Raw genomic sequence first — 22,393 nt, forward strand, 5'->3', positions numbered from 1 at the left:
AGAATAGCTTCATTCGAAGCCTATCTTATTTTTACAAAGATAGTGGCGAATGATGTCTGATCACGAGGATTGGATGATGCTCTTGGGGAAAAGGGATCTTTGTCAGAACATGGGAATGTGATGACGCAGCACCCAGTTCATTTAATATCAATCATAACGATGCAAGCGCGCCTGTGACGCGGGTCTGCAAAAAACACGACGGAGTAAATACGCAATGGCGAAGAAAAAAGCAGCTACCAAAAAACGCGGCACAAATGGAGCAACCAAGAATGATGTCGGCCTAATCGGTTTAGCAGTCATGGGGCAGAACCTTGTCCTGAATATGGCGGATCATGGCTTCAGTGTCTCAGTCTACAACCGCACCACGGCGAAGATGAACGAGTTTATTGAGAAATGCGAAGCTGAAGAACCAAGTGCTAACCGCGTGCATGGCTATGCAAAACTCAAAGCTTTTGTGCAGTCGATCGCGAAGCCACGCAAGATTATTTTTCTTGTGAAGGCTGGCCGTCCTGTGGACATGGTGATTGATGAACTGCTTCCGCTGATTGATAAGGGCGACATTCTGATCGATGGCGGCAACAGTGAATGGCTGGATACCATACGCCGCGAAAAAGATCTTGCAGCCAAGGGGATCAATTTCGTTGGCTCGGGTGTTTCAGGTGGTGAGCTTGGTGCTCGCTTTGGCCCATCGCTCATGCCCGGTGGATCAAAAGAAGCATGGAAAAGCCTTGGTCCAATCTGGCGCGCCATTGCAGCAAAAGTCGACAAGAAAACCGGCGCAGAACTACAAGGTGCTGAGCCCGGCAAACCTGTCAAAGGTGGCGAAACTTGTACCGCTCATCTCGGTCCCGATGGCGCTGGCCATTACGTGAAGATGGTACACAACGGAATTGAGTACATCGACATGCAGTTAATCTGCGAAGCCTATGCGATTTTGCGTGGCTTGCTGGGAATGAAGCCAGATGAAATCAGTAAGGTATTTGAAGATTGGAACACGGGTGAGCTTTCAAGCTATCTAATTGAAATCACCGCAGATGTGCTGCAACAGAAAGACCCGGTCAACAAACGAAAATTCTTTGTTGATTCTGTGCTTGATGCTGCGGGCCAAAAAGGCACTGGTAAATGGACAGCCATGAACGCACTGGACATCGGTATTCCTGCAAACGCAATCGGCGAAGCGGTCTACGCCCGCTGCTTGTCTGCACTCAAAGAACAGCGCGTCGCAGCAAGCAAAGTCTTGAAGGGACCAAAGGTCAAAGTGATCAAGTCTAACCGCAAAAAGTACATCGACATGGTGTGCGATGCTTTGTATTGCTCAAAGATTTGTGCATACGCGCAAGGCTTCCAACTAATGGCTGAAGCACAAAAAGAATACAACTGGAAACTGAACTTCGGCGAAATCGCGAAAATCTGGCGAGGCGGCTGTATCATCCGTGCACGCTTCCTACAAAAGATCACTGATGCCTATACGAAAGACAAGAAGCTTCAGAACCTGATGCTTGATCCTTATTTTAAGAAAGCGATCCACGGCAGCCAAGACAACTGGCGAAAAATCGTCTCCATGTGTGCTGAACATGGCATCTCCGCACCGGCATTTGGTTCGGCCTTGGCATACTATGATGGCTATCGCAGCGAAGTATTGCCTGCTAATCTGTTGCAGGGGCTGCGTGATTACTTTGGCGCACACACCTATGAACGTGTTGACAAAAAACGCGGACAGTTCTTCCACGTCGATTGGCCAGATCCCAAACGCCCACAATACAAGGTATAAAACACTCCGACTACAATGCAATACAACCCGCTTTTACAGCGGGTTTTTTTACGATTGAGTTTTGATCATGAATAAAATCACCCGGCACAATTTATTCGTTGATAATTGTATCCCGAAATTGTCGGGGTGATTTTTCAGTTTCACGCTTAAATGATCGAGAAAACGCATACACCGATTGGAATCCTGTACGGGAGGCAATCTGTGCTACTGAAAGATCGGTCGTTGAAAGAAGTCGCATCGCATGGTGCATTTTAACTTGTCGAATGTAATGTCCAATGGACATGCCATATTGTTTACGGAAACGCTCACGTAAATGCGAGTTGGACATCGCAAGACATTCAGCCACATCGTCAACGCTGATTGGTTCTTCCATGTTATCCAATAAATATCTTGCAACTGATTCAAAAAGCGAAAGGTTCGGCACTGCAGCTGACCGCACATCTTCTGTCTTATCAGCGGTTGGTTTGATTTGCTGTTGGATTTGCCTGAGGATTTGTTGGATCACTAATGCAAAACGTAAACGAATTTCCTGCTCAACAGCAGCCACGGACGCATCACGCGCTTCATATGTTTCCGTCAATGTGATCAGGTTCTGTACGATCTGTACGTTAAGTGTGAGGGGAATGTTGCGCAGCGGCGCAAGACCGTCTTCTTCTTTGAGTTCAAACGTCATGAATAACCAAGTCAGATCTTCACCTTCAAAATTGGCAAAGTGATGAAACTGCCAAGGGAAGATAATGAGCGCTTGCCCCGGGCCGAGGCGATAGAACGTCTGATCGACAATAACATCTGCACGAGTTTCGATAGGAACAATAAGAACAAAACGTCCGTGCCGATGTGCAGGACCGAGCATCGGCGCTCGTCGTTTGAACATGAGTACTTTGTCCGGCAAGGTCAGTGGCCCAGCCACATACTGCATGTACATCTCACGCCAATCCGAGATCGTCTGTACCGCACCAGACAGCCGCTGCCAGTCCTGATTTTCAACAAGCTCTGAATCAGCAGGCGGCACCAGCCTCACTTCCGTCGATATTGTTAACTTTTCCGTCATATCGGCTATTCTATTACCCTAATCGACATAATATATTACCGTAAGCATATGGCTTGGTTCAAGAGCCATGGACAGACAACGACTAAAAAAATGGACGACAACGTGAAAGACAAGATCAATATTGGGCTCATTGGTTGCGGCGGCAGACTTACAGGCGTAGCTGCCCCGCTGGTTGCAGGAAGTGATCGCATTCATGTAACCGCGATTTGTGATCCCTCCGAACGTTCAGTAACTGAAGCCAAGAAACAGTGCAACGCGCCGAACGCAATCGTGTATGACAGCCATGAAGCACTTTGTGCTGACGAGAGTATCGACTGGGTCATGATCGGCTCATGGAATTGCTTCCATACCGAACACGCTATTTGTGCACTGGAAGCGGGTAAGCATGTATTCTGCGAAAAGCCGCTCGGCATCAATATCGAAGATTGCCTCAAGATCAAACGCGCCCATGAAGCCAGCAATTCAATCTTTGCTTTCGGGTTGGTCCTTCGATACACCACGCTTTATAACAAGATTAACGATATCTTGACCAGTGGTGAGATCGGCGAAATCATCAGTATGGAATTCAACGAAACACTTGAATTCAATCATGGCGGATATATCCATCAAGATTGGCGCCGTAAAACAGAATATGCTGGTACACATCTTCTGGAAAAATGCTGTCACGATGTGGATCTTGTGAACTGGATGATTGGTAGCCTCGCCAGCAAGGTCGCAAGTTTTGGTGGCTGTCGCTTTTTCACACCGGAAAACAAACACCATACAGACCGTATCGGCAAAAATAAGGATGGCAAAACCGCATTCCAATCTTGGTATAGCTCGAATAATTCACCTTTCAATGATGATAAAGACATTGTTGATCATCAAGTTGCGATCCTCGAGTATGCTAACGGCGTACGTGTAAGCTTCCACACCAATTGTTGTGCAGGCATACCTGAACGCCGCATGTATATCCTCGGTAGTGAAGGCGCCATCCGTGCAGACCTCATGACCGGACAGATTGAAACCAAACGTATTGGCTGGGACCAGCCAACAATCGTTCATGACGCAACCGGCGGCGGACATGGCGATGGTGATGTGATCATGACCAAGCATTTGATCGCCACAATGACTGAAGGCAAGCCGCCCCTTTCGACATTAGAAGACGGCTTGATTGCCGCCACAACCTGCTTTGCAATCGACGAAGCATTGAATAAAGGCACTATCGTTGATCTTCAAACATGGTGGGAGCTTGCTGAAATTACGCCTGCTCCATGCCACAGCGTTTAAGCACAACATAACATACAAATTTTACCTCCCTGCAGTGCTTCACTGTGTATTAGCCCAAGCTTCGGCTTGGGTTTTTTCGTTCCATACATCCATTGGCCAATCTTATGCTGCCATCCCCTTCAAAAATAGTATCTTCGTGACTTTTGCGACGCAGATTGCTATCCTAAAAATGTAAACCATACCCCCATTTTCGCCAAGGAGAGAAAGATCCATGCGAAATCCATATGCCAACTATTGCTTGATTGCTGCACTATCGATCTTCATAACTGCTTATGCCTCGGCTCAGATTGTGATTACTGAGATCATGTACAACCCCGCGAGTAAAGAGAAGATGCCGGCACAAACGGAATGGATCGAGATCTATAACTCAGGTGATGAAGCTGTCAACATTAGCGGTTGGACACTTTCTGATGAAGATGGCAAAACAAACCCTGTCCCGGACGGCATCAGTCTTGCTGCGGGTGAAGCGATTGTCATCATCCCCGGCGTACAAGATGTCGCTGACTTTCGTGCTGCTTGGGGAGAAGGTTTTCAGGTCATCTCACTCAGTGGATTCACAAAAGGCGGAATGCGTGGTCTAGCTAACAGCCCAAGCGATACTAACGAAATTCTAAAACTTCAAAATACTGGGGGTGACGTGGTTGATGAGGTAAACTTTGACGATGTGAAGCCTTGGCCAAACGATCGAAAGCAAGGCCCAAGCATCTATCTCGCCACGGACAAGATCAGCGCCGAAGATAATGATTCGGGTGAGAACTGGAAGCGATCCGAAGTAAACAAAGACGGCGCCATCAACAATAAGATTACCGATGACTACGATAAAACAGACACCGGATCGCCTGGAAGGATCGTGCAACAGAACACTGGTGAAGAGAACGCAAAACCTAAGCCTTCCGACGAAAAACCAGCAGACCAAGAGACCTAAAATATTAGTTTGGTGTATGGCAATTACCTTCACCGCGTTATGTCTATTTAGCGATCACGTTGAAGCATGGCATGATGAAGGGCATTACTACGCTGCCATTGCAGGTACGATCTATCTCCCAGATGAAGTGCCTGCGTTTTTTAAGCAAGGCTACAAAACCATCGGTCACACTTCGATCGACCCTGACTTGATCAAACATCGCAAACTATCACAGCTTAATAATACCGAGTGGGCAGAACATTTCTTCGACTCTGAAATAATCGGCAATCGAAAGCTGCCTACCACACGGTACGAGTTCTATAAACTTTGCGAAGAGCTTGGGATCGAACCGCGCGTGGCCGGCACCCTGCCCTATGCGGTAACGGAGTGGACACAACGACTTACGATGGCGTTTGCTGAACACCGCGCCTACCCAGACAACATTCATATACAAGCAAAGTGTCTTATTTATGCAGGTATTCTTGCCCATTACACCGCAGACCTAAACATGCCGCTGCATACCACCATCGATTATGACGGCATCAATAACAAGGACGGCAAGCCCAAGCTGCACAAAGGTATCCACGCGAAAATCGATTCGCTACCAAGCAAACTACCCTACAATATAATCTTTGAAGAGCCACTCCAACCACTAGCTGCCCATACTGATATCTTCACCTTCACACAAAAACAGTTCGCCAGCAGCTACAACAAAATCAAACAAGCCTATGCGCTAGCAGAACAGTATCCCGCCACACGTGATCTTACCCTTCAGGATGCAGAAGTGATTGCTTTCACGAAAGATCGTACACGGGCTGCAGCTTGGTTTACTGGTAGCATCTACTTGAGCGCGTGGAAAAACTCAGCAGGTATTGATCTTCCTTCGTGGCTGGACCGTGACGTTTTTGATGAATCATTCAATCCAAATACAGTGCCGGACATAGAGAAAGCAAAACAATAAGCGTGGTGAATCACCATTCATTGAAAAAGCCCATGCTAAGTGCCTGGGCTTTTCGTTTTCGATTCCCGATCACTTAAGGTGTTGTAGGTTGCAGAGCAGCTTGCTCTTTTGCCTCGGATATCTGTGGCTTCAACACTGCATGTAGTTGCTTACCCATATCAACCTGATGCATATACTTGCCAAAACCATAAGTTTGCTTGCCGTCATTGTATTGATCAAGATTGATTGCATAAGAGGGAAACACTTCGGCTCCAATCCCTTTCGCAAAGAACGGAACCGGCCGATTACTATGCGAACGATAAAACCACTTGTAACCGGGCATCTTACCGGGGCCATTATCCACCAGCGGCTGGAACGGAATCTTATCGCCTTGTGGACCAAATAGCAGATGATCATGATCTGCAGTGACAATCAGCAGTGTGTTGTCCCAATTATTCCCATCAGTATTGTCATCCAAATAATCAACGACCGTTTTCACCGCGCCATTAAAATCGATGTATTCTTCCACCATACGGCCTGCGGCGTTTGCATGCATCGCCTTATCGACCGCACCACCTTCAACCACCAAAAAGAAACCTTTTTCATCGCGGGCAAGTACGTTCAGCGCTGCACTTGTCAGCTCACCCAATGTAGGAACATTCTTATTAAATGGGTCGTCGTCGGGCAAAGTTGTTTTATGATCTGTCGCAGATTTCCGAGAAAACTGAAAAGTATTACGTACTTGCCCAACAAAAATAATCGGTGCATCAGGAAGCTCATTACTGGATGTGGATGCAAGTTTTTTAAGTTCGTCTCTGCTCTCTAAAAGCACCCATCCCTTTGGATGAGTACCATCTTTTAGCTGCTGCCAAGTTTCAGCACCACCGACATATTTATAATCTTTCTTACGGATAAATTTTTCTAACTCACCATTGTTGTTGTAATCTGGATTACCTGCACCACCAATAAAAGTAATGATGCCAGAATCCAACATCTGATTAGCAATATCAATATGATCAGCGCGACTACGCATGTGCACACCCGCACCTGCAGCTGGTGTTGCACCTGAAATTTCTACCGTGCTTATTGAACCTACCGCTTTACCTGCCTGATGGGCTAACTCCGCTGCCGACAAAAGTGGCTTGTTATTGCCATCAACATTCAATGAGCCATTACACACACGACAACCCGTCATCATTGCCGACATGGTTGCAGCAGAATCTGGGTACGTCGACATATGCCATTTGTACCCCTCAAAATAAAAGGGATAATCATTCTTCTCACCTTCAACAGGGGTCGTATCCCAAGCTTTAGCCGGGTCATAAACAATCGACTCATCCTGTTTCGTTGTATCTTTTTGCCTCGCCAAAGAATACGTTGCCATCGGCAAGCTTATCCAACCATCACTATCCATAACCAGCGGCTTGCCTGTGTACATGCGCGTCGCTTCAAGTGTGTTGTATCCTGAACCATCAGCCACCATAACGATAATGTTCTTAGGTTGAAGTTCATCTGCCAACCCCTCTGCACACACACCAAAAAACAGCATCATCACCAAGATGATTTTAACAATCCCATTAACCAAAACCATGCTATATCCTTTGCGAATACTGTTGGGTAGAGAAAAACCAAACTCATATAAAACATCGCCACAGATTATCTTAGCATGCTGCACAAGGCCGTCCACACAGATATTACATCGTATATGCGTGAAGAGACGATCAGCCTATTAGTCTGTTTTTTCTTCCCGCTCTTTACCCCCATCATGATCCTCTTCTACCGATTCACGCTTCTTCTTCAGACGTTCAATCTTTGATTTATCTTCCGGCGTGTAGAAACGATAGAAATACAACCGCTTGGGATCAACTCGACCGCCTTTGCCATGAAAATATTCGGTATTGTCACCGATACCATCAGTTGAACCTTGTGAAGAACGATATTTGATCCCGACAATTTTTTTATCTTTGGTGACCCAATCAAGAAAGATGACGGAATGTCCACCTTTAGGTTTACGCCAGTAATTGCAAAAATCACCGGGACGTACATCTTTCCATTTTTTAATCTGTCGCCCGATTTTTAGCCGTTGCATGGCCATCGCACCCTGACGTTCAGCCGTCTCCTTGGTGTTGCCATACCAATCTGATTGAAACTTTTTAATCTGCTTGGGCGTAAATTCATCAAACACCCCAAACTGTTGTGCGGTCTTGAACGCGACCGACAGCGTATAGCCACAACAATAAGTCCCTACTGGCTGTTTCTTGAGGATCACCTCCCCTTTGTGTACAAGGTCTTCAGGCACACCGGTGCTCTTCTTCCAAATGTACTTGCCGCCGTCCTTATAGCTATAAGCGACTTCAAGTACAAACGCCCCGCTGGGCGTAAGGGGCTCTGATTTTTCTTTTGATTTTTTCGCTGCATCTACCGGTGAACAAACCGCAACCGTTAACAGCAAAAACAGTACATAGAAAAGGCGATGGGTTTTCATGACAAACTCCGAGTTTTGGCGTAAGCGCAAATGAATCGATGCACGATTAATCATGACGCAGCGCGACGATCGGATCTTGTCGTGACGCTTTAATGGCGGGATATAAACCAAAAATAATCCCGACACTGGTCGCCACGATAAAACTGACAACAATCGACCACGTGGTCATGTGGGGCCGTTGGAATTCTTCTTGCATATGATGCACAAGAATGAGAACGCCAACGCCGCCAAAACCCACAACAACACCAATAATCCCGCCGACCCCCGAAAGGACCGTTGTTTCTACAAGAAATTGCATGACAATATGCAGCCGCGTCGCACCAAGCGCACGGCGGATGCCAATCTCACGCGTCCGCTCCGTCACCGAAGCAAGCATAATATTCATGATCCCGATCCCACCTACCAACAACGACAATCCCGCAATCAGAATCATCATCAGATTAAACATCCGCTGCGTATCTTCAATCTGCTTGAGCAACTCGATCGGCACGGTAATTTCATAATCAAGTTCTTTCTGATGCCCCTTCTCAAGCACACGACGAACCTGGGCTGCAACCGGCAATACATAATCTTCTGAGGGTGCTTGAATATAGATCTCACTGATTTCAACTGACTCAGCTTGAATCGAGCCGCTGCTACGATTCACCAAAACATCACCGAAGCGTCCCTGTGCAATCGGCATCGGAACATGTACATCAAAATTTAAATCACGTCCCACCAATGCCGTCCCCGCACCGCCAGCTAAGCCAATCCTTTGCAACACACCAACCACTTCGAAGATCTGTTGATCTACACGAAAGGTATTGCCGATCGGATCAGTGAGTGGAAACAAACGATCTGCTACGGCAGCACCAATGACCGCCACCGGCACCTTGTTCAACTGCTGCATATCAGCATCAGTGATGTATCGACCGCGTGCCACCGTTAATGATGCGACCTCTTGCATCATTGGGGTCGTACCATACACGGCCGCCGTTGATTTATGAACATGCCGAGAAACTTCTGCACCGATCTGCTTGAGTGGAACCTGCCGCTCAATCGGGCCAACGGTTTGCTCAATCCGACGAAGATCCAAACGCAACAAACCGAACTTGGAAACAAAGTTATTTTGCTGCCCCGCATCCTTTGATGCTGGCGGCTTCACCGAGCGAACGATGATGTTCTTCGCTCCTAAACTGCGGATCTCCTCAAGCGCGTTCCGCTTGGCTCCTTCGCCGTAGGCTGCCATTGAGATCACTGCGGCAATACCGATGATGATCCCCAGCGCAGTGAGTAGCGATCTCAGCTTATGCAGCATGAGATTGGATACCCCGAGCCGAATTGTCTCAAGTAAAAAATTCACGGTGAGTGCTCACCATGATCCCGTATGTCGCGGTTGCAGTCAATGACCCTGCGGCATGAAAAGTACGCCAATCTGTACTATTACGACCGATCTGCCTATTCCGAATCCAAGCCAGGCGGGCCAGTCATTTCGTCAGTATCTGCTAGCGTACAGGGCGGTAACGGCACACCATCAACCCCAAGTGAGATCACCTCAGCCACATCATCTTGGTCGATCATAAAACCCTCCACGATGTACCCGCCCGGCACTATTTCCTCTACTTCAAAGAAACACCGATCTGTATAACGACGAATAGCGACACGCGGCACATCATCATGCTCATCTGACAATGATTTCTTGCGAGAATCTGCAGACGATGGAACATCATTGTGATATTCTTTAGATTCCAAACGGCAACTTTCTTAAAGGAAACGCCATGGCCGAGATTGAGATTGGGACCGAAACTGAAAAACACAACGGCTGGTCATATGAAGTCCGCGTGTTTGAAGAAGGGCGCGTATTGAGCTTTGCGGTCACGCTGTCTTTTGCGGATTACGATCTCTGGTCCGGCGGATCAATCCCGCCTTCCCGTGTGGTCCACAAAGCGTTTCTGTTCCTGCTCAAAAACGAACCTGCGACATCTATCTTAAGCAAATTCGATTGCTCAATCATTCGCAGATACTTTCCACAGGTCGATCAAGAATTACCCAAGATGTCGATCTAATTTGAGATCGACATCATCCAGCGTTACTTATAAATCTGTTGAATCTTCGCCCCAGGGTAATAATTCCGCAAAATCTTGTCTGCCGGGTAGCCGCGAAGAGCCATCCCTTGCGCCCCCCACTGACTCATGCCAACGCCATGACCATATCCACGTCCCCAGATCAGTACGTTGTTTCCTTTGAAACGAAACTTCACAAAACTGCTCTTCACAATATCCTTCCTCGCAACCTTGGGCAGCCCTCCACCTGAATAATTACATGCGTTCCTTAGATACTCACATGGAATCCGGTAGGCCTTCCCATCTACATCAACCACAGCAAATTCAATCGGCCGCCCTGCCTTGCTTTTTTTCGTTACGCCGATTTTTTTGATGTCCTTGAGATATTGAATGGTGAGATTGCGTGCTTTGCCGTAAGCTGCAAAGCGTCTGGCAAGCATCTTACGATCTCGGCTTTGCGGCCCCCATGCATAAACTTTTTTCCCCGATGAAATATTAGCAAAATCGCCGCGCCGCCCACCATGCAACGGAGGAATCTGCGGCGTTTTACCGATGAGTGCCGCCGAAGCATCATTAGCAACCCCGCCGTGTGAAGCTGAATAAAAAGCCGGCACAATACGGCTGTCCCAGACCAATACCCGACCGCGGGTATTGCGCACACCGTTCAATGGCTTGGCGGCCTTGGTTTTACCCACATAAGCCTGACTGGCTGTCGTCGATTCAAGATCATAATAACGATCAGTATGTAGTGTCAGCTCCCAAAGCGCGTACGATCTTGCTGCAATGGCTTGTGCGTCAAATGCCTTTTGATTCCAATTAGGATAAAGCTCCCGGGCCAAAACCCCCGGCAAATATTCTTCAATTGGCAGGGCATTGATCACATCGATCTTATCTCCCGATTTACCGTGCAACATCAACGTGCGCGGATATTGCTTCTCGTTGAAGTCCAATGTCTGTCCCGCTGCAGCATCAATCTTAAGCACTGGCAGCGCCCATTTGATCGTACCGTTTGCAGCACTCTTGATATAAAAGTCTTTGCCTTTTTTCGTAATTGTCACCGGTGGACGAAATGATTGCACCGGCGCGCGATCCTTATATTCTGCAGAAGGGCCAATCATGATTGCTGACGAACTCGCAACGGTGACTGTCGTTGCCGATGATGCAATCCGCACACGAATATTAGGCTCTACGGCATACTGGCTGATCAATGGCCCCGGCGTTCCGCCATTTGTCACGATCGGCACCGATGCGCGCGGTGGCTGCTTCGCCTTCACAGTCTGCGCCTCAAGCGAAACTATCGGCAAGGAAAATACAAGACAAATCGCTAAAACAAAGCGGGCCATGCAGCTTACTCCGAATCAATTGATCGTGAAGGAATCTCAACACATCGTCACACACAAGCAACAATAGATCCGCCATCAGTATAACAGTTGCCCCGTATCAACGTGATAGCGATTTGCCCAAGTTTAAAGTGCTTTGTGACAAATATGCCAAAGAAAAACCCGCAGCATGTGCCACGGGTGGAATACTCTGTCATGTCTCGATCAAATGCTCGGATCGCTTCAATAATCCGCTCGATCTGCATGATCGTTGGCTGCAAAATCGCCGGTCGATTCATCGTAGTACCAGTCGCTACTACCGATAGCGCCATCGCCCACTGAGTTATTGCCGGTATACGGATTCTTGGGGATCTTCTGAAGATACGGCCCAAGCGGATAACCAGATGTACCAACCGCAGCGGTGCTGCCGTCTTTCGTGCTGAGCAAAAGCAATTGATCTGAGAAATTCGCCAGCGTCGGATAACCGTTGTGCTCTTGCTTATAAAGGACGATCTGCTGACGGACGTTTCGCAGATTGGCTTTCAGCGCATTTTCGCTGGCTTCTGATGCGGCGGTTGAAAACTGCGGAATGACAATAGCCGCCAGCACACCCAAAATCACCACAACGATCATCAATTCAACAAGTGTAAATGCGTGTTTATGTGATGTCCTCATCACAAATTTGGTTAGCATGGTTGTTTCCATTTTAACTCCCCATTCTGGGAGGCCAGAATAATCTGAATTCCATCGCCCCTACAACACATCGCTGCGGACCTCTATCAACAGATATCGACTCTATCTCGTTATGTTTTTAAGGCCCATAATGTATTGATTTAGATGCCATCACAATTATTGAAAAGAGATGCGGCCTATAACGCTTAGGAACTCATTCGCGTGATAAAGTGAAGCGATTATGAGGCCTGGCAATCCATATCGATCATGCCACGATCCCGTCCAAGTCGGTTATCATGTAGCCATGAATCTTATGGGCACACATAAAAAATGGCGATGGCGGCGTGATCCCGTAACAAGTGAATCCAGCATCACGCCTGAGCAACTCGCCAGACAGACCCGTCAACATCCATTGATCGCCCAATTGCTTCTAGCACGGGGGATTGAAGACCCCAACCTTGCCCAAAAGTTTCTAAGCCCCAAGCTCACCGATCTCCATGAACCAGCCAACCTTCCCGGGGTCCAACGCGCAGCTCTTCGCATGGAGCACGCTGTCCAAACCAATCAGCCCATCGTGATCTACGGCGACTACGACGTTGATGGTGTCACCGCCAGTGCCATCCTTTATCACACACTTGATCTCGCGGGTGCATGCGTCTCTTGCTATGTTCCGCACCGTCTTGATGAAGGCTATGGACTCAACAGCGAGGCCCTCGAACAAATCGCTACTGGCCAATGGTACAACGATCCCGACAACCGTATCGCCAACAAAACCCCAAATGATCCTACCGCCAAACCATTGATTATCTCCGTCGACTGCGGCATCACCGCAATCGAGCAAGCCCAGCTCGCCAAACAAATCGGCATCGACCTGATCATTACTGACCATCACCATTTTGATCCCGACAACCTCCCCAACGCCCACACACTTGTCCATCCACGCATCCGCCCAGATCTCTCTAACACACAGATAGACAACCAAAATCAAACCACACCATCCTATCCCTTCGGTGATCTCTGCGGTGCGGGTGTTGCTTTCAAACTTGCTTGGCAGTTTGCTAAAATCCACAACAACCTTGATGACACTTCTGCCAATCTACCCACCTCTTATCGCAATCTCATGGTTGACCTGCTTTCATTTGTCGCGCTTGGCACGGTTGCAGATGTCGTCCCGCTCATTGATGAAAACCGCGCCTTAGTCGTCTTCGGCCTGGGACGCATTAAAAATACTTCATTTACTGGGTTAAACGCTCTGATTGATGCTGCGAAACTGCGTGATGAGAAAGTAGATGCCTATCACGTTGGCTTTGTCCTCGGCCCGCGGCTTAATGCCTGTGGACGTATGGGCCATGCACGCGACGCAGTTTATCTACTCACTAAAGCTAACGCTCCTGAAGCAGCTCAACTCGCTTCCTTCCTCACCCTCGAAAACGATAACCGCAAAAAAACGGAACGCGAAATCGTTAAGCAAGCAAAGATTGAGATCGAAACGCAAGGCTACGCCTCCCCCGATCAACGCGCCATCATCATTGGCAATACCGACTGGCACAAAGGTGTCGTTGGCATTGTTGCTTCACGCATCGTTGAAACCTATCACCGCCCTACCGTGGTTCTCTCTTACGACGAAGATGGCATTGCGTCCGGCTCCGCTCGGTCTATCTCGGGCTTCGATGTCCATGCCGCCTTCACTGCTTGCGCCGCACACCTCGATAAATTTGGCGGCCACGAAGCCGCTGCGGGCTGCACACTAAAACAAGATCAAGTTAATGCATTTCGCTCCACTATGATCGATCACACCAACAGCATCCTCGATTCTGCGGACCTTGTACCTACCGCAAAAATTGATGCGGAGCTAAACCCTCAAGATATCTCGCTCGACCTTTTTCAAATGATCCAAGCCCTCTCACCCTTCGGCAACCGCAACCCCAAACCTGTCCTACTTCTCCGTAATCTCCAGCTCACCCGCGCTCCGCAGCGTATCGGCTCCGGCGGTGACCATCTCTCACTCAACCTCGAACATCAAGGCGTGCGCCTCCGCGCGGTTGGCTTCGGTTTTGGCGATGATGCTGACAAACTCACCATCGGCATGCATATTGATCTCGTCTTCAACCCCGCCATCAATACTTGGATGAACCGTTCAAACCCAGACTTCCATATCGTCGACTACCGCATCGTTATCCCACATGATAACCCCGCCAATGCTCCCACTGCGCAATCATCATTCGCATGACATTCGTCCCCTGACCGTCGCCATACCGCATGAATCCGCTAGTAAACACCCCAAAAAAGATTACAATAACCACATGAACGATTCGCCATTTAATATTGCATCTGAACCTATGCGTTTCTTCAGCTTGTTATTTTTCGTATTGACACTGGTGTTGTGTATTAACTGTTACTTGATGGGTGAATTCATTCTCAGTGCTGCCGCAGCAATTATTTCTACTTACGCGCTCTCACTTTTCTTCCAACTCTTCAAGATGGACTTGATTCGAGCCAATCAAAAAACATCAGAAAATAAAACCGAATCTGAATCTCTTTAGTCCTGCACGAACTTGAAGATCCCGCCATCACCATACGCACAAATATAAACCTCTCCCTCGGCATCTTCACCGAAAGATGCTGGATTATAGCCATGACCAAGTCGTGTATGCTTCGTAACCTTGCCTGTCTTGCGATTCACCCACAGCGCCCACACATGGCTGGTCGCAAAATCCGCAAACACATACGCACCCTCAAGCTCTGGCACTTTCTTTCCACGATAGACATATCCACCCGTAATCGACACGCCATCCTTACGCGGATACTCCCAAACAGGATCGATCATGCCGCGAGTTTTCTTCCCGTTTTTAAAAGCATGAAAACCTTCACGCGCCCGCCAACCATAATTGCCACCTTTCACAATGACATCAACCTCTTCATATGCATTCTGCCCAACGTCTCCCGCCCAAAGATCGTCCGTCTCGCGATCAAACGAAAACCGCCACGGATTCCTAATACCATACGCATAAATCTCCGGCCGCATCCCCCGCTTACGTGCAAAAGGATTCCCCCGTGGTATCGCATACTGCTTGCCGCGTGCTTGCTTATCAACATCTATCCGCAAGATAGACCCAAGTAGCGTCGATCGATCCTGTCCATTATTCCTTGGATCACCTGAACTCCCACCATCACCAAAACCAATATAAAAATATCCATCCGGCCCAAACGTAATCGTCCCACCGTTATGATTTCCCCATGGCTGCTTCACTTCCAAAATCACCTGCTTTGATTTCGGGTCAATAACCAAACTTTCTTTGTCCGCTGTGTAACGAGCGATTACTCCTCGCCGCGGATTATGGGCCGTGTAATGCATAAACACATACCCGTTCTCTTTAAAATCCGGATGAATCGCAAACCCCAATAACCCTTCTTCATTCTCAAGCTGCAATCGCTTTACCGTAGATTCCCCATCAAAGATCTTAATTACTTGATCATTTTGAACCGTAGGGTCATTGGGAAATGCAAAAATATCCCCTTTCTTTTCTGTCACCACAAGCCGCCCCGATCCGTCTGGCACATACGTCAGATACAACGGCTTACGGAACTTAATCCCCGGAAATGCATTCTCGACACGCACCTCAGCATCAATTGACCCTACAACACAAAACATCAACACAAAAACAAACAAGATTATCCGCTGCATCATTTTACCCATGCCCTATCAACAAAAGTTTACGATCCATATGTAAGCGCATCTGCTGACATTTCTTCATCACACAACCGAACATCAAGCGTGTAAATCTCTCGTTGCTCGTTCGCGATCCGTAACGTCTGTATATCATCCCAGCAAATCGCCTCTGCCTGCTTTGCCAAATCCCGCGGCAACTTCACGCGTGTCGCCTTACCCTCACTTAACCACTTATCCGAATCCTCTGGCCGCTCAAATATCCAAACTTCAAACTGCGTTAGCACCGCCAACCGATCACCTTCCGGCGAAACATCCGCCCCCGTTACCCACGGCCCGATCGTTTCATGCCGATCCACCAACGTCAGTTCATTCACCACCTCTTCATCTTCCTTATCAAGACGATACAACTTCGTCCCAATCCGACTCAGCTTCGTCTGCCCCATCCGCTGCTTCGTTAAGACATGCAGCTTTCCATCCAAATAAAAAACCGCTTCACAATCAAACTCGAATTGCGTTGCAGGAAATGTTTCTTGATCAGGATACCGCACACGCACATGCCGTAATATTTCCAGAGGCCCCGCCATCACTTCTGCACTTGGCAACTCCGCAAAATAAATCCCAAGATTCTGCCGCGCATTCCAATTGTTCCCCATGTCCGGCACCACCAACATACCGTTATAGATCGTCAAATCTTCCCAATCCACATTCACTGCGCCGGTAAGCTCAAATCCGACAGCCACATCATCCAAGGCATCATTATCAACAATAATTTCACCCCATCGATCCATACGATAGACCTTTGGTTCACATCCACTGTCATTGATCGCCCACCATACCCCCGGCTGAGATTGATCAAACTCAATCCCGCTTACCTCACGCAACTCCGGATGCGTCATCTTCCCCACCAGCTCAAGTACCGGATCCGATGATGACTCACCTTCCTGATCAGCACACAACAGTCCCGCATTCGTAGATGCGATAACCATCATCACACACAGAAACCATTTGGTTGCTTGAATCATCATTCGGCCATTTGCTAACAAGAACAAAACAATCAGGCCTTGCAATATGCTTGATTTGAAAGGCGAATGCAAGCGTTTTTATGACTCACCAGCATATATCTACTAAAAAAGCCGATGACTTTTCGTCATCGGCTTTCATTTCGTTTCTCACGTGAATCAAATTATCCAGGACAGGACGCTCCATCCTCACCGGCCTGCGGACCAAGCACCATGTCATCCACAGTCTTACCTGCCGGCATCATTGGATACACATGCTCATGCTTCTCCACCAACGCTTCAAGCACCGCGGGACCGTCATGATCCAAAAACGCCTTCATCACCTTAGGCAAATCTGCTTCACTCGTCACACGGAACCCCTTACAGTTCAGCGCATCGGCCAGCTTCACAAAGTCCGGATTATGCATTTCCGTATGTGAGTATCGCTCATCATAGAACAGGTCCTGCCACTGCTTCACCATGCCTTGAAAATCGTTATTAAGCACGATCGATTTTGCATGAATCTTATACTGAGCAGCGGTCGCCATTTCCATCGCGGTCATGGAGAACGAACCGTCACCATCAATATTAACCACGTGCCTTGGTGTGCGACCTTCCTTCGCCGCTTCGATCTGCTCGCCCAAAGCAGAGCCAACCGATGACGGCACACCGAATCCCATCGTGCCCAAACCGCCTGACGAAACCCATGACATTGGATATTTATACTTATAGAACTGAGCTGCCCACATCTGATGCTGACCCACACCGGTCGTGATGATCGCCTCGCCTTGGGTCTGCGTACAAAGCTCTTCAATCACAGCCTGCGGCTTCAAGTGATACTCACGATCATCCTTTTCATACGCAAACGGATGATCCTTCTTCCATTGCTTTACCTGCGATAACCATTCACTGCGATCATTGTCTTTCAGCAATGGTAAGAGCTTCTCAAGATTCTTCCTTGCATCGCCTTCAATACCAAGCGTTACCGGTACGGTCTTATTGATATTCTCCGGTGCGATATCGAAGTGGATGATCCCACCGCGGCCTTCACGTTCTGCCGCACGTGCACTAGGTGCAAACGCCGCCACATTGCCAGTTACACGGTCATCAAACCGCGCCCCCACTGCAATCACAACATCTGCATCACGCATCGCCCAGTTCGCATAAGCTGCACCGTGCATGCCGAGAAAGTCCAACGATAGATCTGAATATTCATCGAACGCACCAAGGCCAAGCAGAGTCGTCGTCACAGGAATATTCGCCTGCTCTGCACATTTGCGTAGCGCTTCGGTCGCCTCCGACAGAATCACGCCCTGCCCCACATAGAACAACGGCTTCTTCGCGCCATTGATCATGTCTGCGGCTTTATCAAGCTCGCTGCTCGTACCAAGTTCACGAACCTGATAGCCCGGCAAGCTTGGCTCCGCAAAAACCGGCCGCGTAATCTTCGCTGCCGTCACGTCCTTGGGCATGTCCACCAACACCGGACCGGGGCGGCCAGATGTTGCAATATGGAAAGCCTGATTGATCGCACGTGGCAAGTCATGTGGGTCTTTGACCAACACATTCCACTTCGTGCATGGACGAGTGATCCCCGTCACATCAGCTTCCTGAAACGCATCAGTCCCAATCGCGCTGGTAGCGACCTGACCTGAAAACACGATCATCGGCGTGCCGTCCATGAGCGCATCCTGCAACGGTGTCACTGTGTTGGTCGCACCCGGGCCAGAAGTCACCAGAACCACGCCAACCTTGCCTGTCACTCGAGCGTAGCCCTGTGCCATGTGGCCGGCCCCTTGCTCATGCCGCGAGAGAATAAATTTGAACTGATCTGATTGATAAATCGCATCGAAGACCGGGAGGATCGCTCCGCCGGGATAGCCGAACATGGTTTCGACCTGATGCTGTTTCATCAGTTCGTGAAACACCTCGGCACCGGTCATGCCAATAAATTGATCAGTCGACTCACCGGGGCCAACTGCTAATTCTTTTGCACTTAATGTTTTAGACATCATCATCCTGCCCTTGCATGGTTGATTGATTATGGGTTCATCCCGTGAGCAGCCTAGGTTTATAGCCTGCAGCACACGTGCTGAACGATATATTCTAGTCAATATTGTTACGTCGTAGATTGATTTCGAGGGGGTATGCCAAGCTTGATGGCCCTTAACAGCCATATAATCGCGGGTCTTCCGCTCAGATAACGACGACGCTGGCGCTCAGTAGTACTGAGACACTGCCCTGCAATGTTGAAATCTGTGCTGTTTGCTTTTGCATGTGACAAAGTATACCGCTGAGTGGGACAACCGGTCAACATCACGCCACCCAGCGGCACCTACCTCAGCCGACCAATCGACCAGTACTCCCTTCGGCCACTCTTTCATTTGATCATAAAATGCTTATAGCGATTCCTACGCAAATCACGCTATTTACCCACACTAACTTATGCCTACAACCCTCAACCTCCTGCCAGCTATCCGCAATCGCCTACCTTTTCTTTGCATTTCTGTTGCCATAAACCATCTACCTTTTACACAACAAGCACCGTTAGCTTCATCATCAAAGATAATATTCTTTGGATGCCCTCACATATTTTAACTGTATTTTATTTATTGTCAGACACTTACATCACAATCATCTCAGCCTCGCCTATATCATCATAAATGTTAAAAGACGCCATCAGAAATGACATAGTTAGTTTGCTGAATCGGGATATATTTACAAACGTGAAAAGTTTCATTGTTACACAGCTCTTGCGACTTTCTTAAGCACAGCCGCCAAGAGACTGCTGAGCGGAACACTTCTTCCGGGGCCGCCCAGCAGTGCTGAGTAAGCCGCAGTTTGCATGTCCGCTGCCCATTACTCCGTTCGTGGACATGCCGCTCTATCGCCCGCTTGGGCACAAGCATCGCGCCGCTCCGTCGGCACTACAACAAAACCCGAAACCGTCCGTGCGTTCATAGACGCATTTGCTATCTCACGCACTTTTTTACTTCATTCATCATGCATCACACATGCATAGGAGAGGAATATGAAACGTTTTTCGACCGCAGCTCTCGCCATCGCAGCCACTGGCCTTATCGCTGGCTCAGCATCGGCAGCAACCTTCACCAATCACTCATCCACCATCGACATCACAGAAGTCAAAACCTATGACATCCGTGCGCACGGCGGCATCAGCACCGCATGGGACGCACAAGCTTTCCCAATGGATTTCGCTAACGGCACACTCTATGTCGCTGACCAAAAGATCAATGGCCAGTCCACCAACATCGTCGCCATCGACGGCATCCTCGGCGCTGCTCCAACGACCAAGCACATCGCCACAACCTTCACACCGCAATCCGACGGCAACCATATGCTCAACGGCCTTGCAGCTGACGGTAACGGCAATGTCGTGGTGACCTACCGCAAGAGTGCTTGGAACTATGCTGGCGAGGCAACTTCCTTCGTCGCTGGCATCGATACCAACAACTCGCAACAACTGTTCTACAAGAACGGTGTTGATGCGGGTGCGGACCCAACCGGTGCTGCATACAACGCTGAAAAAGACACGTTCAACTTCATCGCTCAAGGACACAACAATCTTTACAACGTCGCGACCGATGGCACGATCACAGATGGTACTGCAGGCTTCCTACCAGGTGGCGGGGTTGCCATGGCACTCGATTTCGACTCCGAAGGCAACGCAGCTTCTATCTACGGTGCCGCTTCAGGTGCGATGAAGCTGCTCTACCACGAATACGATGCCACAACTGACACCTTCACCACAAGTGTGATCAAAGAGTTCACCAGCTCATTTGCTGACGGCTATGAAGTTGAAATCATTAACGGCGTGACCGGTGATCCAATGTTTGCCGTTTCCAATCCATGGACCATGACTTTTGACGGTGAAACAACTGCCCCTGTTACTGCAACTATCTTTGATGCAGCCGGCGGCAAGGTCGCAACTGTTTCTGAAGGTAAGCAAGGCTCCAAGCTTTCCCTCGCTTATGATGCTGACACACAAACACTCTTCGCAGCACCTGCCTACAACAAAGAAGTCATTGTCTACAACCTTGCGGCAGTTCCAGAACCAGCGTCCATGGCATTACTCGGCCTTGGCGGCTTGCTTGTTCTTGGCCGTCGTCGTAAATAAGTGATCCAAAAGCACAACACTTAAACTATGTTCGACCCTCTACACTTTGTGTAGAGGGTCTTTTCATGCACTGATTTCGCATGCATGGCACATGTATAACCATACTAAAAAAACCTGCCGGTCACCCAGCAGGTTTCTACAGTTCATGCTGTTTAATACATCATTTGATGATCTTGATCAGCTATCTTGGCGTAATTGATCTGCGGCCTTTTGCGTTGCTTCCAAAGAGTCGCCAACGAGATAGTATCCCATTTCACCTTGCCGCCACATTAGAATCGGATGCGCTTTTTCTCGCCCACTGATTTCGTAAACCTTGCCCTCAGCTACTTTGAGTTCCGGTGTAACTGGCGCAATCCAAAGACTAATCGCATCGCGGTGACCCGTGCCCGGTTCTGCTTGGTAAATCAAATGTACGCCAACATTCCCCGGCACAGTACACTGTCCAACACGATCAAACACATAACCAATACCGCGCAAGTCAAGACCGTTCGTACTGCTATTAAAACGGGCCGACAGCGCACCCGGCAACGCTTCAATCTTGCGTGGTAAGTTCGGATCTTGATGCAATGTTTGCACTTCTCGTGAGCAACCAACATGGCGCTTCTCAAACATGTTGACCATACTCGGCGGTATCACACCGCCCACTAATTGATTGCCACCCAGCGATGCACCCTTCGGTACGAGACCGTTGCTACTTCGCGGTGCATACATCACGATCGCGGCAGATATAAAAAAAACCGCTGCAACAGCGGCCGGCGCCCAGCGCCCAATTTTTCCAATAATGTCGCTCCCACCCGTCATCGTCGACCAACGATTGCCTTCATTCGCCTGAGTAAGATTGAGACCCGCAGCATGGCCAATTCCTTCTGCCTCGGCAAACATGCCTGCGATCTTGTCCTTCAACACATCCGGGCACTTGCAACTTTCATCTTCAGTCATACAGCGTGCAATTTTTGTTTTCAGCTGTTGCTGATGCTTAATCTGCTTGGCCAACTCCCCATCGGAGGCGATCCGATCTAGCATGTTTATGCGATCGCCTTCTGCCATTTCGCAGTCAGAAAAGGCCATCACCTCACGAGTGTCACCCATGTTGTTCTCTTGCTTACTCATTTGTTTAGAAACCTTTGCGCAGCT

The 22,393-nt window shown here is 48.7% G+C and carries 20 protein-coding genes; 9 read left to right on the forward strand and 11 right to left on the reverse strand.

Features of this window, described 5'->3' with window-relative positions:
* Positions 1-214 precede the first annotated feature (214 nt).
* Complete coding sequence (gene gndA / locus ACQ6WK_RS13805) at positions 215-1,771, forward strand: NADP-dependent phosphogluconate dehydrogenase (protein WP_432797965.1); 1,557 nt, start codon at positions 215-217, stop codon at positions 1,769-1,771.
* Between the two features lie 91 nt (positions 1,772-1,862).
* On the opposite strand, the gene ACQ6WK_RS13810 is transcribed toward gndA, so the two are convergent.
* Complete coding sequence (locus ACQ6WK_RS13810) at positions 1,863-2,822, reverse strand: AraC family transcriptional regulator (protein ID WP_432797966.1); 960 nt, start codon at positions 2,820-2,822, stop codon at positions 1,863-1,865.
* 90 nt (positions 2,823-2,912) lie between these two features.
* Between ACQ6WK_RS13810 and ACQ6WK_RS13815 the strand changes: the two genes are divergently transcribed.
* The 3 genes from ACQ6WK_RS13815 (at position 2,913) to ACQ6WK_RS13825 (ending at position 5,956) form a co-directional block, all read left to right on the forward strand.
* Complete coding sequence (locus ACQ6WK_RS13815; RefSeq protein ID WP_432797967.1) at positions 2,913-4,091, forward strand: Gfo/Idh/MocA family protein; 1,179 nt, start codon at positions 2,913-2,915, stop codon at positions 4,089-4,091.
* 211 nt (positions 4,092-4,302) lie between these two features.
* Positions 4,303-5,016 carry a lamin tail domain-containing protein gene (locus ACQ6WK_RS13820; RefSeq protein WP_432797968.1) on the forward strand — a complete coding sequence of 238 codons (714 nt, stop codon included), beginning with the start codon at positions 4,303-4,305 and terminating at the stop codon, positions 5,014-5,016.
* Positions 5,017-5,032: 16 nt separating this feature from the next.
* On the forward strand, positions 5,033-5,956 hold the full coding sequence (locus tag ACQ6WK_RS13825; RefSeq protein ID WP_432797969.1) for a hypothetical protein: 924 nt from the start codon (positions 5,033-5,035) through the stop codon (positions 5,954-5,956).
* A gap of 73 nt (positions 5,957-6,029) precedes the next feature.
* Here ACQ6WK_RS13825 and ACQ6WK_RS13830 read toward each other — a convergent pair whose 3' ends face one another.
* From ACQ6WK_RS13830 to ACQ6WK_RS13845, 4 genes are all read right to left on the reverse strand, one after another.
* Positions 6,030-7,526, reverse strand: a complete 1,497-nt coding sequence (locus ACQ6WK_RS13830; RefSeq protein ID WP_432797970.1) for an alkaline phosphatase — start codon at positions 7,524-7,526, stop codon at positions 6,030-6,032.
* A 138-nt stretch (positions 7,527-7,664) separates the two neighbouring features.
* On the reverse strand, positions 7,665-8,420 hold the full coding sequence (locus ACQ6WK_RS13835; RefSeq protein ID WP_432797971.1) for a hypothetical protein: 756 nt from the start codon (positions 8,418-8,420) through the stop codon (positions 7,665-7,667).
* A gap of 46 nt (positions 8,421-8,466) precedes the next feature.
* Positions 8,467-9,717, reverse strand: coding sequence for an ABC transporter permease (locus ACQ6WK_RS13840; protein WP_432797972.1), 1,251 nt, complete (start codon positions 9,715-9,717; stop codon positions 8,467-8,469).
* Positions 9,718-9,857: 140 nt separating this feature from the next.
* Positions 9,858-10,151, reverse strand: a complete 294-nt coding sequence (locus tag ACQ6WK_RS13845; protein ID WP_432797973.1) for a hypothetical protein — start codon at positions 10,149-10,151, stop codon at positions 9,858-9,860.
* Positions 10,152-10,177: 26 nt separating this feature from the next.
* Between ACQ6WK_RS13845 and ACQ6WK_RS13850 the strand changes: the two genes are divergently transcribed.
* Positions 10,178-10,465, forward strand: a complete 288-nt coding sequence (locus tag ACQ6WK_RS13850; protein WP_432797974.1) for a hypothetical protein — start codon at positions 10,178-10,180, stop codon at positions 10,463-10,465.
* A 23-nt stretch (positions 10,466-10,488) separates the two neighbouring features.
* On the opposite strand, the gene ACQ6WK_RS13855 is transcribed toward ACQ6WK_RS13850, so the two are convergent.
* Positions 10,489-11,541, reverse strand: a complete 1,053-nt coding sequence (locus tag ACQ6WK_RS13855) for a SpoIID/LytB domain-containing protein (RefSeq protein ID WP_432797975.1) — start codon at positions 11,539-11,541, stop codon at positions 10,489-10,491.
* A gap of 37 nt (positions 11,542-11,578) precedes the next feature.
* Between ACQ6WK_RS13855 and ACQ6WK_RS13860 the strand changes: the two genes are divergently transcribed.
* Positions 11,579-11,872 (forward strand): hypothetical protein, encoded by a 294-nt coding sequence (locus ACQ6WK_RS13860; RefSeq protein ID WP_432797976.1) that lies wholly within the window; start codon positions 11,579-11,581, stop codon positions 11,870-11,872.
* A 152-nt stretch (positions 11,873-12,024) separates the two neighbouring features.
* Here the strand turns inward: ACQ6WK_RS13860 and ACQ6WK_RS13865 are convergent, their stop codons facing one another.
* On the reverse strand, positions 12,025-12,474 hold the full coding sequence (locus ACQ6WK_RS13865; protein ID WP_432797977.1) for a type II secretion system protein: 450 nt from the start codon (positions 12,472-12,474) through the stop codon (positions 12,025-12,027).
* A 283-nt stretch (positions 12,475-12,757) separates the two neighbouring features.
* On the opposite strand from ACQ6WK_RS13865, the gene ACQ6WK_RS13870 reads away from it, so the two are divergent.
* Together ACQ6WK_RS13870 and ACQ6WK_RS13875 are read left to right on the forward strand one after the other, a co-directional pair.
* Entirely contained in the window at positions 12,758-14,683 is a 1,926-nt protein-coding gene (locus tag ACQ6WK_RS13870; RefSeq protein WP_432797978.1) for a single-stranded-DNA-specific exonuclease RecJ, read from the forward strand.
* 73 nt (positions 14,684-14,756) lie between these two features.
* Entirely contained in the window at positions 14,757-14,996 is a 240-nt protein-coding gene (locus ACQ6WK_RS13875; protein WP_432797979.1) for a hypothetical protein, read from the forward strand.
* On the opposite strand, the gene ACQ6WK_RS13880 is transcribed toward ACQ6WK_RS13875, so the two are convergent.
* The 3 genes from ACQ6WK_RS13880 to ilvB form a co-directional block, all read right to left on the reverse strand.
* A complete protein-coding gene (locus ACQ6WK_RS13880; RefSeq protein WP_432797980.1) occupies positions 14,993-16,138 on the reverse strand; it encodes a PQQ-dependent sugar dehydrogenase in 1,146 nt (381 codons plus the stop codon). The two genes, ACQ6WK_RS13875 and ACQ6WK_RS13880, sit on opposite strands and share 4 nt — an antisense overlap.
* Positions 16,139-16,167: 29 nt before the next feature.
* Positions 16,168-17,148 (reverse strand): hypothetical protein, encoded by a 981-nt coding sequence (locus ACQ6WK_RS13885; RefSeq protein ID WP_432797981.1) that lies wholly within the window; start codon positions 17,146-17,148, stop codon positions 16,168-16,170.
* Positions 17,149-17,306: 158 nt separating this feature from the next.
* Complete coding sequence (ilvB, locus tag ACQ6WK_RS13890) at positions 17,307-19,133, reverse strand: biosynthetic-type acetolactate synthase large subunit (protein WP_432797982.1); 1,827 nt, start codon at positions 19,131-19,133, stop codon at positions 17,307-17,309.
* A 1,019-nt stretch (positions 19,134-20,152) separates the two neighbouring features.
* Between ilvB and ACQ6WK_RS13895 the strand changes: the two genes are divergently transcribed.
* On the forward strand, positions 20,153-21,259 hold the full coding sequence (locus ACQ6WK_RS13895) for a PEP-CTERM sorting domain-containing protein (RefSeq protein ID WP_432797983.1): 1,107 nt from the start codon (positions 20,153-20,155) through the stop codon (positions 21,257-21,259).
* A 177-nt stretch (positions 21,260-21,436) separates the two neighbouring features.
* Here ACQ6WK_RS13895 and ACQ6WK_RS13900 read toward each other — a convergent pair whose 3' ends face one another.
* Positions 21,437-22,369 (reverse strand): hypothetical protein, encoded by a 933-nt coding sequence (locus tag ACQ6WK_RS13900; protein WP_432797984.1) that lies wholly within the window; start codon positions 22,367-22,369, stop codon positions 21,437-21,439.
* Between the last annotated feature and the right edge of the window lie 24 nt (positions 22,370-22,393).

The organism is Poriferisphaera sp. WC338, from assembly GCF_050931845.1.
Lineage (GTDB): Bacteria > Planctomycetota > Phycisphaerae > Phycisphaerales > Phycisphaeraceae > Poriferisphaera.